This is a genomic window from Dongia sp. agr-C8 (genome assembly GCF_054658695.1).
On record NZ_BAAGHZ010000004.1, the window covers coordinates 799439 to 814724 of the forward strand.

Genomic DNA, 15286 nt, shown 5'->3' on the forward strand with positions numbered 1-15286 from the left:
ATCGGCACCTAGGATGGCCACACGGCCGCCAGCAACGCCGGCAGCACCACGCCCGCCTTGCCGCGCAGGTTCATTGAGATCCGGTCCAGCGGCGTCGGCTCCGGGTTGACCTGCACCACCAAGGCGCCCGCCTCGCGCGCGACCGAGGGAATCCGCGCGGCGGGGTGGACGGTCGCCGAGGTGCCGACGGAGATCACGATCTCCGCCGCAACCGCCGCTTCCACCGAAGCCTTCCATTGCGCCTCCGGCAGGCCCTCTCCGAACCAGACGATATCCGGCCGGCACAATCCGCCGCATTCCGCACAGCGCGGCGGCGTCTCGAGATCATGCGGGACCTCCGGCATCGCGATGCCGCAGCTTGCGCATTTGTTGCGGAACACGCTGCCATGGAGATGGATCGGCGCGGGACTGCCCCCGAGTTCATGCAGTCGATCGACATTCTGGGTTACCAGCACTGCCCCGGGCAGCCGTGCCTCGAAGGCCGCGATGGCGTGATGCGCCGGGTTCGGCGCCACGTCGGCATGGACACGCCGCCGCCACTGATACCAGCGCCACACCGTTTCCGGGTCTCGGGCGAAGGCTTCCGGCGTCGCCAGATCCTGCGGCTTGTAGCTGGCCCATAAGCCGGTCTGCGCATCGCGAAACGTGGGCAAGCCGGATTCCGCCGAGACGCCGGCGCCGGTGAAGAACACGACCCGCGATGCATGCCGCAATTTCTCGATCAGAGCGGGTTCGAACGTCGTCAAGCTTCAGTCCCCAGCAGGCGTTCTGCCTCGAATGGTTCGTCGTAGCCAAATCGCATTTGGTATCGCTAGACTAAAGCCGCGCAGATTTCGGCGCCATGGGGGACGAATGATGACTGAATCGACCGAGCCACCCGCGAAGCCCGCGGGCGAGCGTTATCGCGTGCAGAGTCTGGGGCGCGCCCTCGATCTCATGGAACTGATCGCCGCCCGCGGCAAGGATGGCGCCCGCCTCACCGATCTCGCCCGTTCGCTCGACATGTCGAAGGCCGCGGTCTATGCGCTGCTGCAGACCCTGCTTGCCCGTGGCTTTCTTTCCGACATGGGTGAAGGCGCCAGCCGGCGCTATCGTCTCGGTCTCTCTCTGGCCCGGCTCGGCGATCTGGCGGTCGCGCAGATCGGCCTCACCGACGTGGCAATGCCGGAGCTGCGTCAACTCACCGCCGACCTCGGCATGACCTCCCGGCTCGCGGTCTTCGAGGATGATTGCGCTGTGGTGGTCGGCCGGGTGGATGCCCCGGGCACGGTGCGCTTCGAAGCCGCGCTTGGGCGTCGCGAGCTGCCGCACTGCTCCGCCGTCGGCAAGGCCATGCTTTCGGCCATGCCGCGCGAGGCGGCGCAGCAAATCCTCGAGCGCGGCTCCCTCCCCAAGCGCACCGCGCGCACCATCACCGCCGTGCCGTTGCTGATGGAGGAGCTGGCGCTGAGCCATGCGCGGGGATTTGCCGTCGATGACGAGGAGGACAATGACGGCGTGACCTGCATCGGCTCCTGCGTCTTCGATCGGGGCGGCGGGGTGGCCGGCGCCATCAGCGTCACCGGATTGAAGTCCCGCGACTGGGGTCTCCGGCTGCCCGAGTTCGGCGCCCGGGTCCGGCACAGCGCCCGAGCGGTCTCTCGCCAGCTCGGCTTCTCCGGCGTCTAACCCGCTCTTTTCCTCAGGAATCGGGTCTTCCGCGCTGCCCTTGGCCGCGGGATGGCGACGCACACCCCGGTCTGGTGACGCCGGTCACCCCATGGAACAAAAGCGGTCGCGGATTAACCATCTGAGAAGGATCTTGCCCAATACTACAATGGGTAGCAGACTTTGAATTCTGGGGAGATCCCACATCTTCGTGTGGGGCGCGGTGAGGACCAAGTTCTATGGAGACGACCGTTCTTCGCAACGACTTCGCATTGCGCAAGGTTGCGAACCGATATCCGCTGCGCCGTCACATCACGGCCTTCTTCGCGGCGCTGCTGGTCATCGCGTTCCTGGCGCTGATCGGCATCGGCGGGTGGCAGATCAGCGAGTTGATGTCGCTGCCGCAGGGCCTGATGGAGGCCGGCCGCAAGCGCATCGTCTGGATGCTGGTGATCGTATCCTGCCTTCTCCTGCTGATGTCGATCTTCGCGGTCTGGGAACTGGCGCGCCGCCTGTCGAAGCCGTTGCGCTCGCTTGCGGACGAAGCCGGATCGATCCGCGATTTCGACTTCTCGAACGCCGCCGCCGTGCATACCGGCATCGAGGAGGTGGACGAACTCTCGATCATCATGAACGAGATGAAGACCACGATCCGCCGCTTCCTGGAAATCGGCAGCAGCCTGACCGCCGAGCGCGACCTGCATTCGCTGCTGAACCGCATCCTGCGCGAGATGGTCGATGTCAGCCGCACCATCGGCGGCGTGATCTACCTGCTGGAGGAGGACGGCAGGGCGCTTCGCTTCGAGATCGGTCGCCATTCCGGCGACCAGACTTTCGAGGCTCTCGACGAGGAATACGCCATGCGCGTGCCGCTCGAGATCCGCAACAGCATCATCTCGGATGCCGCTCTGCGCCGCAAAATGGAAACCCGGCAGGTCCGGCTCGATGAGATCAAGTCGGTCGATCGCGCGGTCGCCTACAAGCTGGGCGTCAAGTCGGAATACGTCGATTTGATCGCGGTCCCGCTCCTGAGCCCGCGCGGCGAAGCGCTCGGCATCGTCATGCTGGTATCGGAGGCGGCGACCGCCAAGACGGACACCGAGAACGTTTCCGGCCACCTGCTCTCCCTGCTGAAGGCGATCGCCGGCAGCGCCGCCATCGCGCTGGAGAACCAGCAGCTGATGATGGCGCAGAAAAACCTGATGGACTCCCTGATCAAGCTGGTGGCGAGCGCGATCGACCGCAAGTCTCCCCATACCGGCGGCCACTGCACCCGCGTGCCGGCGCTGGCCAAGATGCTGGCCGAGGCGGCGGTGAAGCAGAACTACGGTCCCTTCGCCAACTTCCGCCTGACCGACCAGGAATGGGAAGCGCTGGAGCTGGCTTCCTGGCTGCACGATTGCGGCAAGGTGACGACCCCGGAATACGTGGTCGACAAGGCGACCAAGCTCGAGACGCTCTACAACCGCATCCATGAGATTCGCACCCGCTTCGAGGTGGTGAAGCGCGAGAACGAGGTGAAGCTGCTGCGCGAATTCCTGAAGGGTGGCGCCAGCCTGCGCGACATCGAGCGCCGCATCGTCGAGTTCAACGCCGAGATCGACCAGGAATACGCGCTGGTCGCCGAGGCGAATATCGGCGGCGAAGGCATGGCGCCGGACGTGATCGAGAAGATCAAGGCCATCGCCGCCAGCCGTACCTGGACCCGGACGCTGGACGATCGCATCGGCATCTCCCACGAGGAGATGACCCGCCTCAAGGCCGCGCCGCCGCAGACCTTGCCGGTGGTCGAATCCGTGCTCGCCGACAAGCCGGAGCATATCGTGGTCCGCGAGGAGCGCGACCAGATGCCGGAGGACAACGCCTGGGGCTTCAAGCTCCGGGTGCCGGCCCACAAGTTCAACCTCGGCGAACTGCACAACCTCGGCATCCAGCGCGGCACCCTGACCGACGAAGAGCGCTACATCATCAACGACCATATCGTGCAGACCATCATCATGCTGGAGAGTCTGCCCTTCCCGCGGCACCTCCGGAACGTGCCGGAGATTGCCGGCGGCCATCACGAGCGCATGGACGGCAACGGCTATCCGCGCCGCCTGATGGGCAAGGACATGTCGGTCTTGGCCCGCATCATGGCGATCGCCGACGTGTTCGAGGCCCTGACCGCGGGCGATCGCCCGTACAAGAAGGCGAAGCCGCTGAGCGAGGCGATCAAGATCATGGGCGCCTTCAAGCGCAACGGGCATCTGGATCCTGATCTCCTGGATCTCTTCCTCGAATCCAATGTCTGGATGGACTACTCCTACCGCTTCCTCAATCCGGAGCAGATGGACGAGCCGGACATCCGCGCCGCCCTCGCCATCCGCCCCGCCAGCGAGCCGGTCGGCCCCCGCGCCGGCAACATGGCGCACATGGAAACGCCGCGGCGGATCGCCTAGCCTCGGCGTCACTCACAAAAGATTCACAAGAATCCCCCTCCCCCGACTTGTCCACCGAAGCATTGGCCCAGGTGGAGATGGGGGAGGGCCAGGGAGGGGGCTGACGCCTCCAGTATTCGCGCGCTGGAAGATGCAGCGCTGCGCATGCAACAATGCACAAAACATCACGACTCCAGGAGGCTCTCCCATGGCCGTCGAACCCACTTCCGGCGCCCCCGCCGGCAAGCTTGTCATCCGCAATATCGGCCTGCTCCTGACCGGTGACATCGAAAAGCCGATCGCCGAGGGCTGCGACACCCTGGTCGCCGTCGACGGTCGGATCGTCGCCTTCGGCCGCGAAAAGGACCTCGACACCGCCGACGCCAAGGTCGTGGTCGATGCCAACGGCACGGCGCTGGCCCCCGGCCTCATCGACTCCCATGTGCACCCGGTCGCCGGCGAGTGGACGCCGCGCCAGAACCAATTGGGCTGGATCGAGAGCTGCCTGCATGGCGGCGTCACCACCATGATCTCGGCGGGCGAGGTCCACATGCCCGGCCGGCCGAAGGACATCGCCGGCCTCAAGGCCTTTGCAATCTCCAGCCAGCGCATTTTCGCCAACGCCCGCCCCGCCGGCGTGAAGGTGCATGGCGGCGCGCCGGTCATCGAGCAAGGCATGGTCGAGGACGACTTCAAGGAGATGGCCGCGGCCGGCGTGACCTTGCTCGGGGAAGTCGGTCTGGGCGGCGTCAAGACCGGCGATGAGGCGAAGAAGATGGTCGCCTGGGCCCGCAAGTACGGGATCCAGAGCACCATCCACACCGGCGGCCCCTCGATCCCGGGCTCGGGCCTGATCGACAAGGACGTGATCCTGGAAGCCGATCCCGACGTGATCGGCCATATCAACGGCGGCCACACCGCCCTCCCCGACTCCCAGATCCGCTGCCTCTGCGAAGGCTGCAAACGCGGGCTCGAGATCGTCCACAACGGCAATGAACGCGCCGCGCTCTACACGCTGCGCACGGCGCGCGAGATCGGCGACCTCCACCGCGTCATCCTCGGCACCGACGCGCCGGCCGGCTCCGGCGTCCAGCCGCTGGGGATTCTGCGCTTGGTCTCGATGCTCTCGTCGATCGGCGAAGTGCCGGCGGAGATCGCGCTCTGCTTTGCCACCGGCAACACCGCGCGCATGCGCAGGCTCGACGTCGGCCTGATCGAAAAAGGCTGGTCCGCCGACTTCGTGTTCCTCGACAAGGCGCAGCATTCCGCCGGCAAGGACCTGCTCGAGAGCATCCGCCTGGGCGACCTGCCGGGCGTCGGCATGACCATCATCGACGGCATCATCCGCACTCAGCGCAGCCGCAACACGCCGCCGGCGAGCAAGGTGCCGACGATCGCGAAGACCTGACACGCGACATGCGCAGGGTATCCTTCGCCTCGGTCGCCCTCGCCTGCGCGCTGGCCTGGAACGCCATCGCCGCGGCGGATCCCGCTGTGGACAGCCTCAAGACCGAAGAGGCCGAATGGCTGGCCATCCGCGACAGCCGGGACCCGGCGGTGTTCGAGGCCTATCTCGCGAAATTCCCCTCCGGCGTCTTCGTCGAGCTGGCGGCCCACCGGCTGGTGGCGTTGCAGCCCGAGGCAGCACCGGTGCTGCTTGGCCAGATTGCCCCGCTGTCGAGAGCGGCCGTGGACGCGAAGACCTACAAGGAGCTGGATTCCAGCTTCTTCGACACGATCTGGGACAGCAAGAACCCCGACGACTTCTTCGCCTATCTGCGGAAGTTTCCCGACGGCGCGTTCAGGCCGCTGGCCGAGCAGCGGCTGGGATCGCTGGTGCAATAGCCGCGCTCAGGCCTAGCGCAATTTCATCAGCAGTTTCAGGAACTGGTCGCGCTCATCGGGGTTCAATGGCTCCAAGGTCTCGGCACTGATCTCGAGCCCGACCGGAATCGCGCGCGCGACCAGGTCCAGGCCCAGCGGTGTCAGCGCCAGCATGCGCCGGCGCCCGTCCTCGGGATCGACCTTGGCCTCGACGAAGCCGCGCTGGATCAGCCGGTCGGTGACGCCCTTGATGGTCGCAGCATCCATCGCCGTCTGCCGCCCGAGATTGTTCTGCGAGCAAGGCCCCACCTCCTGCAAGCGCACCAGGGTCGCGAACTGGGTCGTGGTCAGCTGCTCCGGGATCCGCGCGGCGAAGATGGCCGCATGGCGCTGCGAGGCCTGGCGCAGGATATAGCCGACCTGCTTCTCCAGCCGGTACCCCTCTTCCGGCGTCACGCGTGCGACCGGCTTGGCGGCGCTGGGCTTCACCGGAGGCCGTCCTCGCCCTTGATCTCGGAGACCTTCAACCCGCCGACCCGAGGTAGCGGTCGCCCGGAATCCGTGACCGCGACGGCGACGACGATCTCGTCGGCCGCCGGCGCATCGACGACGCGCACTTCCATCCCGTCGAAATGGCTGCGCACGAAAGCGGCGTCCTTGTGGCCGAGCGGAATGTCGAGCGCCACGCCCGGTCCGCCGCGCTTCTTCGAGGACGGGATCAGCGCGGCGCCCTTACCGAGCACCTTGCGGAAGGGCGCGCCGAGCTTCGGGTGCAGGATCGCCGCCGCATGCTCCAATTCGCCGTTGGCCCCGACCGCCGCCGCCTTGCCATAGCTCTCGATCTTCGCGCCCTCGATGCCGAGCGCCTTCACCGCCCGCTCGGCCAGCAACCCGCCCAGCTCCTCGCCGACATCGATGAGGTCGGTGAGGTCCTCCTGGTAGCGGCCGGCGAAGGGATTGGTGATGACGGCGATCGCCGCGGCGCGGCGGGTCGGCGGGCTGACGTCGCGCCCCGCCTCGCTCAACGTCTCTTCGACCACGGTCACGATCTTGCGGATCCTGGCTTTCATGTTTCTCCCCTTATGCCGCCGCGATCTGCAGCGCGCCTTCGACCTGCCGCGTTTGTCCGCCGAGATGCAAGGCTACCGCCCGGATCAGGTGCCGCTCCAGGCAGGTCTCCGCCATGCGGCAACCCCGTTCCAGCGCCTGCGCTTTCTCCGCCTCGCTGAGCGCACCCACCGCGACCGTCACCCGACGCTCGCCGAGGTCGTTGTCCGGCGCCAGGTCGCATGCCGGGCGGCGCTCGATCGCGGTGTGGCCGGGCAGGTCGACCGCGTTGGCGATGATGGTCGCCGCTGCATCGGCCATCGCCGCCGTATCCGCCAGCACCGTCACCGCATCGGCGATCCCCAGCGAGAAGCTGCGCCCGCGCCAGCCGCTGGTGGCGATGCCGCGCACCGGCTGATCGGAGGCGAGAAACAGCGAGCCGAACATGCTGGGCCGATCCGGCCGATCCACCATGCCGATCCGCAGGGTCTCGCCCGGCGCCAGGGCCAGCGCGATATCGCCGCCGTTGTTCACATAGGCCCGGCTCAGCTTCGCGGCGCCGATCATCGCGCCAAGCACCTCCTCAGCGACGGCGCCGGCGACCGCCGCCATCGGCGTGATGAACTGCGCGCGCGCGAACGGCTCGACGGCATGCCACATCCGCTGCGCCACGATGCCGGCCGGCCGCCGCGCCGCTGCCGCCCGCAGCAGCGGCAGCTCGCTGCAAAGCTCGTCGAGGATAGTGATGAACCGCGCCGCCGCCGCGCAATAGGCGATCTCGGTCTGCTCCCCCGCGCCGAAGGCCTCGACGATGAGATCGATCGGCCCGTCCTGCAGATGCAGCCGGTTATGCCCGAAGCGGCGGATGACCGGCGTCCGGCGCATCAGGCGGCGCCCTTCGCGGAACGAAGACGCAGCGAGGAATCCTGCAGCACTTCCTCGACCGGCCTGACGTGATCGACATGGCCGCCGAGCGCCGCGTAATCCTCGAGCTTCAGGGTGAACTCGATCGGCGCGACCAGAGCCGGCGTCGGCACATAGCCGAAGGCGCGCTCGGGCAGCAAGGTCACATCGACCATGTAGGTGATCCCGCCGCCCGGCCAGACATAGACCGGCGCGCCGCCCGCGGTGACCCGCGTGATCGCCTGCCGCACCGAGCGCGTGAGCCGCACCGGATTCTCGGTGACGCCCGCGCGCAAGGAGCCGCCTGCTCCCGCCATGAACAGCACGGTGCTCAGCGCCGGCTCGCAATTCTCAGCGATGCGATCGACCGATTCCTGCAGGTTCGCCGGCAGCTCCTTCTCGATCGGTTTCAGGTTCTCATCGAGCTCGTAATAGGCATGCTGCTCGCCGGTGGTGCTGACCATCAGCATCCGAAGCCCCGGCTTGGCATGTTTCGGGTCGAAGCCCGTGACGATCTCCAGCGGATCCATGACATTGGTGCCGCCCCAGCCGGAGCCTGGCTCGGCGACATGGAAGTAGCGGCCGGGAGTCGACTTCCGGCCACGGATCTTGATCCCGGTGTCCTGGGCGCCCAGCACCTTGCCGGCCTGATGCTCCGACAAGACACCGGTGATGTGGTCGTCCACGACGACGACCTCGTCGACCTTGCCATACCATTGCTTGGCGAACATGCCGATGGTGGCCGAGCCGCAGCCGACCCGCATCCGCTCCTCGATCTTGCCGTTGATCATCGGCGGCTTGCCCGCCTGGACGATCGCGGTGGCGCCGGCATCGACGGTCATCTCCACCGCCTCGCCGTTGCAGAGGCGCAAAAGCGCGTCGCAGGTGACGCGGCCTTCCTTCTTGCCGCCATGGGTCAGGTGATTGACCCCGCCCAGGGACAGCATCTGCGAGCCGTATTCGCCGGTGGTCACATGGCCGACCGGCTCGCCATCGACGCGGACCAGGTTCCGCTCCGGCCCGAGATGGCGGTCGGTATCGATCTTCACCTTGACGCCGCAATAGCTGAAGATGCCCTCGGTCACCACGGTGACGGTGTCGACGCCGTCGACCTTGGAAGAGACGATGAAGGGCGCCGGCTTGTAGTCGGGATAGGTCGTCCCCGCGCCGATCGCGGTGATGAAGGTGCTCGGCGACTTGACGATCTCGCCGTCCCATTCTCGGCCGCCGCCGCCGAGGAAGGGCACCACCTTCTCGCCCGCCTCGATCGTGTGTTCCAGCACCACCAGCGGATCGACCCGCACCAGCTTGCCGTCCTCGTTGGCGTAGCGGTCGCAGGCACCGGCCTTGCCCGGCTTGATGTAGCAGGTGACGGGACAGGCGTCGCAGCGCACCAGATCTGGATCAGCCATGCTTGCCCTCCTTGCGCGCCAGCAGCGCGGCCCGTACGCGGTCAGGGATCGCCGGGATCCGCTTGAGGCGGATTCCGGTCGCATGATGGATGCCGTTCAGGATCGCGGGTGCGGTCGGGATCAAGGCCTGCTCGCCGATACCCTTGGCGCCGAAGGGACCGACCGGCGACTGATCCTCGATCAGGATGGATTCGACCGGTGGCATGTCGCCGATGGTCGGGATCAGGTAGTCGTGCAGGTTCTCGCCCTTGCCCGGGAAGAACTCCTCCATCAGCGCCATGCCGAGGCCTTGCGCGACGCCACCTTCGATCTGGCCTTCGATCAGGGTCGGGTTGACGGCGCGGCCGACGTCATGGGCGCAGGTCATTTTCAAGACCCGCACGATGCCGAGATCGGTATCGACCTCGATCTCGGCGATATGCGCGCCGGAGCCGTAGACCGCATAGGGCGAGCCCTGCCCGTTCGCATCCAGCGGCGAAGTCGGCGGGTCGAAACTGCCCTCCGCAAGGAGCACATAGCCTCGATCATCGCGCGGCAGGCGCTTCAAATCGAGCGCCCGGCTCTGCCCCTGCTCCTCCACGGTGATGATACCGTCACCGAAGACCAGTCGCGCGTCCTCACCGGCATTGGCGAGGCGCAGGATCTCCTGGCGCAGCTTGTGCCCGGCCAGGAACGCCGCCTTTCCGGTGACGAAGGTCTGCCGCGAAGCCGAAGTCTTGCCGGCATCGGGCGTCAGGTCGGTATCGGCGCCGAGTAGATCGAAGCGATCGATCGGCGCGCCCAGCGCATCGGCGCTGATCTGCGTGACGACGGTGTTGGAGCCCTGGCCGATATCGACCGCGCCCTGGTAGAGCGCGATGCGGCCATCGGGCTTCAACCCGATGCGAATGGTGGAAGGGTTCGGCAGCGAAGTATTTCCGCAGCCATACCACATGCCGGCAATACCGACGCCGCGGCGATAGCGGGTCGACGCAGCATTGAACGCTTCCGCCTCGGCCCGCGCGCGTTTCCAGTGCGGCGCCAAGGCTTCGAGACAGGCCTTGTAGCCGAAGCCCGCACCCAGCACCTGCCCGCAGACCGTGGGCTGGTCCGCGGTCAACGCGTTGCGCACGCGAAACTCCAGCGGATCGAGGCCGAGCTTCTGGGCGAGCTCGTCATAGAGCTGCTCCTGCGCGACACCGGCCTGCGGCACACCGAAGCCGCGGAAGGCGCCGGCCGGCACCAGATGGGTGTGGATCGCACGCGTGGTCGCGCGGTAGTGCGGCACGAAATAGGGGCCGGAGGCATGCACCGGCACGCGGTTCGCGACCGTCGGACCCCAGGAGGCATAGGCGCCGGTGTTGAAGTCGCCGTGGAACTCGATCGCCCGCAGCTTGCCGTCCTTCGAGGCGCCGACCTTCATGCGGATCTGCGAGGGATGCCGCTTGGTGGTCGACATCATGGTTTCGGGCCGCGAAAAGACCATGCGCACCGGCCGATTGAGCACCCAGGCGGCGACGCCGATGAAGGGCTGCACCGAGAGATCGAGCTTGGAGCCGAAGCCGCCGCCGACCGCGGTCGGGATGATCCGCACGTCTTCCGGCGCGATGCCGAGAATGGCCGCCATCTCGTCGCGGTCGAGATAAGGCGACTGGGTGCAGGCCTGGATCTCGATCCGGTCGCCGACCCGGCGCGCGAAGCCAGCCTCGGGCTCGATATAGCCATGCTCGACGAAACCGGTCTCGAACTCGCCTTCGGCGGTCACATCGGCATCCACCATTGCCGCTTTGGCGTCGCCGCGTTGCACGATGCCGCTGGTCAGGATATTGCCGCCACGGCTCGCATGCAGCTGCACCGCCTTCGGATCGGTCGCTTCCGCCATCCTGGTCAGCGCCGCCAGCGGCTCCCACTCGACCGGGAAACCCTTGAGATCGCACTGCCAGGCGACGTCCGGTTCGAGGACCACCGCGGCAACCGCCTCGCCTTTGAAGCGGACGATGTCGCGGGCAAAGACCGGCTGGTCGACGAACGGGCCGATCGTGCCGAACAGGTTGCGCCCCGGCACGTCGTCTGCCGTCACCACCCGCACCACGCCGGCATGGCGCGCGGCCCAGCCCGCGACGTCGCCGAGCTTGAAACGCGCATGGGCATGGGGCGAACGAATGGCGCGCAGCACCAGCGCATCTTCCGGCCAGTCGTCGGCGCCGAAGATCTCGCTGCCGTCGAGCTTGCGCTGGCCGTCGAGCCGGGCCAGCCGCGCGCCGACCGCCTGCCCCGCCGCCGCGGACATCTCCGGCGTCTCCACGCGGTTCGCGTCGCAAACGGCGTCGATGATCTTGCGATAGCCGGTGCAGCGGCAGAGCACGCCACCCAGGGCCTGCTCGACCTCGGCCTCGCTGGGATTTGCGTTCTTACGCAGCAGCGCGGTGGCACTCACCAGCATACCCGGCGTGCAGATCCCGCATTGCGCGGCGCCATGGCGATGGAAGGATTGTTTCAGCTTCTCGGCCAGGGCGTCGCCCAGGCCTTCCACGGTTTCGACCGCCGCGCCGTTCACCTGGCCGAGCGCGGTCAGGCAGGCGCAGACCGGCGCGCCGTCCAGGAGCACGGTGCAGGCACCGCAATCTCCGGCGTCGCAGCCGACCTTCACGCCGCGCGCCCCGAGATTCTCGCGCAAGGCATGGGAGAGCCGCCGGTTGGCCGGCGCGTCGAGGCTGATCGGCTGGCCGTTGAGCTTGAAGCGGATCGGCGCCGGTTCCGGCTTCATGCCATGCCTCCGGCACGGCCCTCGACCGCGGCCAGCAAGGCCTCGCGGACCAATTGCAAGGCCGCGTCCTTGCGATAGCCTTCGGTGCCCCGCACGTCGTCGATCGGCGTCAAGCCGGCCACATGTGCCGGCCTTACAGCATTGCGCAAGGATGCATCACACGCCTGTCCGACCAACGCTGCTTCCAGTAAAGGCAAGCGTTGCGCCACGGCGGAGCATGCGCCCACCGCGACCCGCGCCGCCGTGAGGCGATTGCCTTCGACGACCAGCAGCACCGCGGCGGAAACGATCGAGATCACTAGGAAGCGCCGGCTGCCGAGCTTCAGGAAGGCCGAGCGCCCCTCCGCCAGCGGACGCGGGATGCGGATCGCGGTGACCAGCTCGCCCGGCTGCAGCAGGGTCTTGCGGTTGCCTATGATGAAATCCCCGACCGGCAGGCTGCGGCGCGTTCCGCTGGCCTGGATTTCCAGCACGGCATCCAGGGTCAGCAACGGCGGCACGCCATCCGCGGCCGGCGAAGCATTGCAGAGATTGCCGGCGATGGTGCCGCGGTTCTGAATCTGGATCGAACCGACTTCGAGCGCCGCCGCCTTCAGCCCGTCGAAACCATGGGGCAGGTCCGCCGCTACCAGCTCCGACCAGGTCGTGCCGCCGCCGATCACGACGGAATCCTCGGTGATCGCGATGCCCTTCAGCTCAGCGACGCGGGAAATGTCCAGGATCGGACCGGACCCGAGGTCGGCGGAAGCGCCGACCATCAGGTCGGTGCCGCCGGCCAGCACCAGCGGCCGGCTGCGGGCCGCCAGGTCCAGAGCTTCGTCGAGCCGGGTCGGTTGCGCGAACAGGAGGCAGGCCCTCGCAAAAATGAGATTGTTTGTGTACAAATGATCTTGTCGGGAGGCGCGAGAGTCAAGAGCGGATTGCCGCTCCGGACCGCCCTCGGCATTATGCGCCCGAGAATCCAATGGGTCCCGCGCGAGGAGTCCTGCCATGAACATTGCAACGCCGGTCCAGAACCCGTTGATCAAGCAGTTCAACGAGATCATGCCGCTCGCTTTCAGCAGCGCCGCTGTCGGCGCGACCGGCCTAGTCATCGTCGATGAGATCAACGGCTTCGCGACGGTCGGCGCCGGCTACCTGGCGCCGCCTGCGCCCAACGCCCAGGTCACGCGCATGGTCGAGGAGACCGATCGCCTGGCTAAGGCTTTTACCGCGGCAAAGCGCCCGATCCTCGCCTTCCTCGACACCCATGTTCCCGGCAAGGCCGAGCCGCCCTACCCGCCGCATTGCGAAGCCGGGACCGGCGAGGAGAACCTGGTGCCGCAGCTGGAATGGCTGGAGCAGGACCCGAACACCACCCTGGTGCGCAAGGACTGCATCAACGGCTTCGTCGGCTCGATCACGCCCCAGGGCAACAACCGGGTGGTGGATTGGGTCAACGACAAGAAGCTCGCCGAGATCCTGGTGGTCGGCATCTGCACCGATATCTGCGTCATGGATTTTGTGCTGACCATGCTGTCCGCGCGCAACCACGGCATGATGCCGAGCCTCAAAGAGATCCTGGTCTATGACGCCGGCTGCTCGACTTATGACATGCCGCGGGCCGTCGCCGAGAAACTCGGCCTGCCCTCGAGCCTGGCGCATCCGCAGGATGTCACGCATTACATGGGTCTCTACTTCATGCATATGCGCGGCGCGAAGCTCATCAACGAAGTGGTGCTGAAGTAATGCCGTTCGACATTCGCAAGACCCAGGTCGCGGTCGAGGAGACCTGGCACGAGCGCGGCCCGCGCCTCAGCGCACCCTTGCGCGTCGGCATGGCCTGCGCCGTGATCCGCAACCCCTTCGCCGGCCGCTATGAGAAGGACCTGATGCCGTTCATGGCGGAACTTCGCGAACTCGGCACCCTGCTCTCAAAGGCGATCATCGACCGCCTCGGCGCCGCCAGGGTCGAAGCCTATGGCAAGGGCGCCATCGTCGGCGAGGATGGCGAGCTGGAGCATGGCGCGCTCTGGCATGAAGCCGGCGGCTGGGCGATGCGCGCGCTGCTCGGCGAACCGAAGGCCATCGTGCCGGCCGCGAAGACGGTCGGCACGCTGGGCACGCGGATCATGATTCCGCTCGGCCACATCCAGGCCGCCTATGTGCGCAGTCATTTCGGCGTGGCCGAGATGACGGTCTGGGACGCACCGCGCCGGGACGAGATCGTCTACGGCCTCGCCATGGCGACCGGCGGCCGCGTCCACGAGCGCAGCGGCGGGCTGAAGGCCGCCGATATCAAGATCAACGACGGGCAGCGGTAGGCGCTACACGCCGACCGGATGGTGGCAAGCCACCAGCCTGCCCGGCTCTATCTCCGCCAGCTTCGGGCGTTCGACCTTGCAGCGTTCGGTGGCATAGCGGCAGCGTGGGTGGAAGCGGCAGCCGCTGGGCGGATTGATCGGGCTCGGCACGTCGCCCTGCAGCACGATGCGCTCGCGGCGGTTGGTGCGGTCAAGATCGGCCGAAGGCACGGCTGAGATCAGCGCCTCGCTGTAGGGGTGGCGCGGCGATTGGAAGATCGCCTCGGTCGGACCGGATTCGACGATCGAGCCGAGATACATCACCGCGGTCCGGGTCGAGACCTGGCGCACCACGCTCAAGTCATGGGCGATGAAGACGTAGGTGAGGCCCAGCCGCTCCTGGAGATCGGCGAACAGGTTGACGATCTGCGCCTGGATCGAGACGTCGAGCGCCGAGACCGGTTCGTCCGCCACCACCAGGCTGGGCTCCAGCGCGATCGCGCGAGCGATGCCGATGCGCTGGCGCTGGCCTCCGGAAAACTCATGCGGGAAGCGGTTGAGATGATCGGGCAGCAGCTCGACCAGGCGCATCAGCTCGGCGACGCGCTCCTTGATCTCGGCGCGGCTGCGATTGCCATGCACCTTCAAGGGCTCGGCGAGCAGGTCGGCGACGCGGCGGCGCGGGTTCAGCGAGGAATACGGGTCCTGGAACACCATCTGCATCCGCTGCCGGATCGGGCGCAAGGCGCCGGTCTTGGCGGTGGAGATGTCCATGCCTTCGAACTCGATCTTGCCGGCGGAGATCTCGTAGAGCCGGACCAGGCAGCGGCCGAGGGTCGACTTGCCGCAACCGGATTCGCCGACCAGGCCGACGGTCTCGCCGCGATAGACGTCGAGCGAGACGTCATCGACCGCATGCACGATCGTGTTGCCGCCGGGCAGGATGCTGTTGCCGACCCGGAATTGCTTCGAGACGTTCCGCGCTTTCAGCAGCGGTGTGCCGGCCAC

Annotated in this window: 14 protein-coding genes; 6 read left to right on the top strand and 8 right to left on the bottom strand. The window is 67.1% G+C overall.

The annotated features are described in order from the left end of the window. Nucleotides 1-8: 8 nt before the first annotated feature. A complete protein-coding gene (locus tag ACYQ4T_RS24095) occupies nt 9-746 on the bottom strand; it encodes an SIR2 family NAD-dependent protein deacylase (protein WP_459859151.1) in 738 nt (245 codons plus the stop codon). Nucleotides 747-852: 106 nt separating this feature from the next. Here ACYQ4T_RS24095 and ACYQ4T_RS24100 point away from each other — a divergent pair, with 106 nt between their 5' ends. The 4 genes from ACYQ4T_RS24100 (at nt 853) to ACYQ4T_RS24115 (ending at nt 5909) form a co-directional block, all read left to right on the top strand. Further along, on the top strand, nt 853-1668 hold the full coding sequence (locus ACYQ4T_RS24100) for an IclR family transcriptional regulator (RefSeq protein ID WP_459859152.1): 816 nt from the start codon (nt 853-855) through the stop codon (nt 1666-1668). Between the two features lie 218 nt (nt 1669-1886). Further along, nucleotides 1887-4085, top strand: a complete 2199-nt coding sequence (locus ACYQ4T_RS24105; protein WP_459859153.1) for an HD domain-containing phosphohydrolase — start codon at nt 1887-1889, stop codon at nt 4083-4085. 187 nt (nt 4086-4272) lie between these two features. Further along, nucleotides 4273-5472 carry an amidohydrolase family protein gene (locus ACYQ4T_RS24110; RefSeq protein ID WP_459859154.1) on the top strand — a complete coding sequence of 400 codons (1200 nt, stop codon included), beginning with the start codon at nt 4273-4275 and terminating at the stop codon, nt 5470-5472. 8 nt (nt 5473-5480) lie between these two features. Beyond that, nucleotides 5481-5909 (top strand): hypothetical protein, encoded by a 429-nt coding sequence (locus ACYQ4T_RS24115; protein ID WP_459859155.1) that lies wholly within the window; start codon nt 5481-5483, stop codon nt 5907-5909. A gap of 12 nt (nt 5910-5921) precedes the next feature. Here ACYQ4T_RS24115 and ACYQ4T_RS24120 read toward each other — a convergent pair whose 3' ends face one another. The 6 genes from ACYQ4T_RS24120 to ACYQ4T_RS24145 are packed head-to-tail and all read right to left on the bottom strand — an operon-like array spanning nt 5922 to nt 12880. Next, a complete protein-coding gene (locus ACYQ4T_RS24120) occupies nt 5922-6377 on the bottom strand; it encodes a MarR family winged helix-turn-helix transcriptional regulator (RefSeq protein ID WP_459859156.1) in 456 nt (151 codons plus the stop codon). Further along, on the bottom strand, nt 6374-6958 hold the full coding sequence (locus ACYQ4T_RS24125) for an amino acid synthesis family protein (RefSeq protein ID WP_459859157.1): 585 nt from the start codon (nt 6956-6958) through the stop codon (nt 6374-6376). The genes ACYQ4T_RS24120 and ACYQ4T_RS24125 overlap by 4 nt, the downstream gene beginning before the upstream one ends. Nucleotides 6959-6968: 10 nt before the next feature. Continuing rightward, nucleotides 6969-7820: a UPF0280 family protein gene (locus tag ACYQ4T_RS24130; RefSeq protein ID WP_459859158.1), complete on the bottom strand. Its 852-nt coding sequence runs from the start codon at nt 7818-7820 to the stop codon at nt 6969-6971. Beyond that, the gene (locus tag ACYQ4T_RS24135) at nt 7820-9250 is read right to left on the bottom strand and encodes a 6-hydroxynicotinate reductase (protein ID WP_459859159.1); all 1431 of its coding nucleotides are present in this window, start codon (nt 9248-9250) and stop codon (nt 7820-7822) included. The genes ACYQ4T_RS24130 and ACYQ4T_RS24135 overlap by 1 nt, the downstream gene beginning before the upstream one ends. Then, nucleotides 9243-11996, bottom strand: a complete 2754-nt coding sequence (locus tag ACYQ4T_RS24140) for a molybdopterin-dependent oxidoreductase (RefSeq protein ID WP_459859160.1) — start codon at nt 11994-11996, stop codon at nt 9243-9245. The genes ACYQ4T_RS24135 and ACYQ4T_RS24140 overlap by 8 nt, the downstream gene beginning before the upstream one ends. Next, nucleotides 11993-12880, bottom strand: coding sequence for an FAD binding domain-containing protein (locus ACYQ4T_RS24145; RefSeq protein WP_459859161.1), 888 nt, complete (start codon nt 12878-12880; stop codon nt 11993-11995). Before ACYQ4T_RS24145 ends, ACYQ4T_RS24140 begins: the two co-directional genes overlap by 4 nt. 106 nt (nt 12881-12986) lie before the next feature. On the opposite strand from ACYQ4T_RS24145, the gene ACYQ4T_RS24150 reads away from it, so the two are divergent. Together ACYQ4T_RS24150 and ACYQ4T_RS24155 are read left to right on the top strand one after the other, a co-directional pair. Beyond that, the gene (locus tag ACYQ4T_RS24150; RefSeq protein WP_459859162.1) at nt 12987-13724 is read left to right on the top strand and encodes an isochorismatase family protein; all 738 of its coding nucleotides are present in this window, start codon (nt 12987-12989) and stop codon (nt 13722-13724) included. Then, nucleotides 13724-14299: an amino acid synthesis family protein gene (locus ACYQ4T_RS24155; RefSeq protein WP_459859163.1), complete on the top strand. Its 576-nt coding sequence runs from the start codon at nt 13724-13726 to the stop codon at nt 14297-14299. Before ACYQ4T_RS24150 ends, ACYQ4T_RS24155 begins: the two co-directional genes overlap by 1 nt. Nucleotides 14300-14302: 3 nt before the next feature. Here ACYQ4T_RS24155 and ACYQ4T_RS24160 read toward each other — a convergent pair whose 3' ends face one another. After that, nucleotides 14303-15286: an ABC transporter ATP-binding protein gene (locus ACYQ4T_RS24160; RefSeq protein ID WP_459859165.1), complete on the bottom strand. Its 984-nt coding sequence runs from the start codon at nt 15284-15286 to the stop codon at nt 14303-14305.

What these genes read in the sequence shown, in the direction of transcription:
- ACYQ4T_RS24140 (WP_459859160.1), bottom strand. Translation starts at nt 11,996, where the DNA reads ATGAAGCCGGAACCGGCGCCGATCCGCTTCAAGCTCAACGGCCAGCCG.
- ACYQ4T_RS24115 (WP_459859155.1), top strand. Translation starts at nt 5,481, where the DNA reads ATGCGCAGGGTATCCTTCGCCTCGGTCGCCCTCGCCTGCGCGCTGGCC.
- ACYQ4T_RS24135 (WP_459859159.1), bottom strand. Translation starts at nt 9,250, where the DNA reads ATGGCTGATCCAGATCTGGTGCGCTGCGACGCCTGTCCCGTCACCTGC.
- ACYQ4T_RS24155 (WP_459859163.1), top strand. Translation starts at nt 13,724, where the DNA reads ATGCCGTTCGACATTCGCAAGACCCAGGTCGCGGTCGAGGAGACCTGG.
- ACYQ4T_RS24105 (WP_459859153.1), top strand. Translation starts at nt 1,887, where the DNA reads ATGGAGACGACCGTTCTTCGCAACGACTTCGCATTGCGCAAGGTTGCG.
- ACYQ4T_RS24110 (WP_459859154.1), top strand. Translation starts at nt 4,273, where the DNA reads ATGGCCGTCGAACCCACTTCCGGCGCCCCCGCCGGCAAGCTTGTCATC.
- ACYQ4T_RS24125 (WP_459859157.1), bottom strand. Translation starts at nt 6,958, where the DNA reads ATGAAAGCCAGGATCCGCAAGATCGTGACCGTGGTCGAAGAGACGTTG.
- ACYQ4T_RS24150 (WP_459859162.1), top strand. Translation starts at nt 12,987, where the DNA reads ATGAACATTGCAACGCCGGTCCAGAACCCGTTGATCAAGCAGTTCAAC.
- ACYQ4T_RS24100 (WP_459859152.1), top strand. Translation starts at nt 853, where the DNA reads ATGATGACTGAATCGACCGAGCCACCCGCGAAGCCCGCGGGCGAGCGT.
- ACYQ4T_RS24130 (WP_459859158.1), bottom strand. Translation starts at nt 7,820, where the DNA reads ATGCGCCGGACGCCGGTCATCCGCCGCTTCGGGCATAACCGGCTGCAT.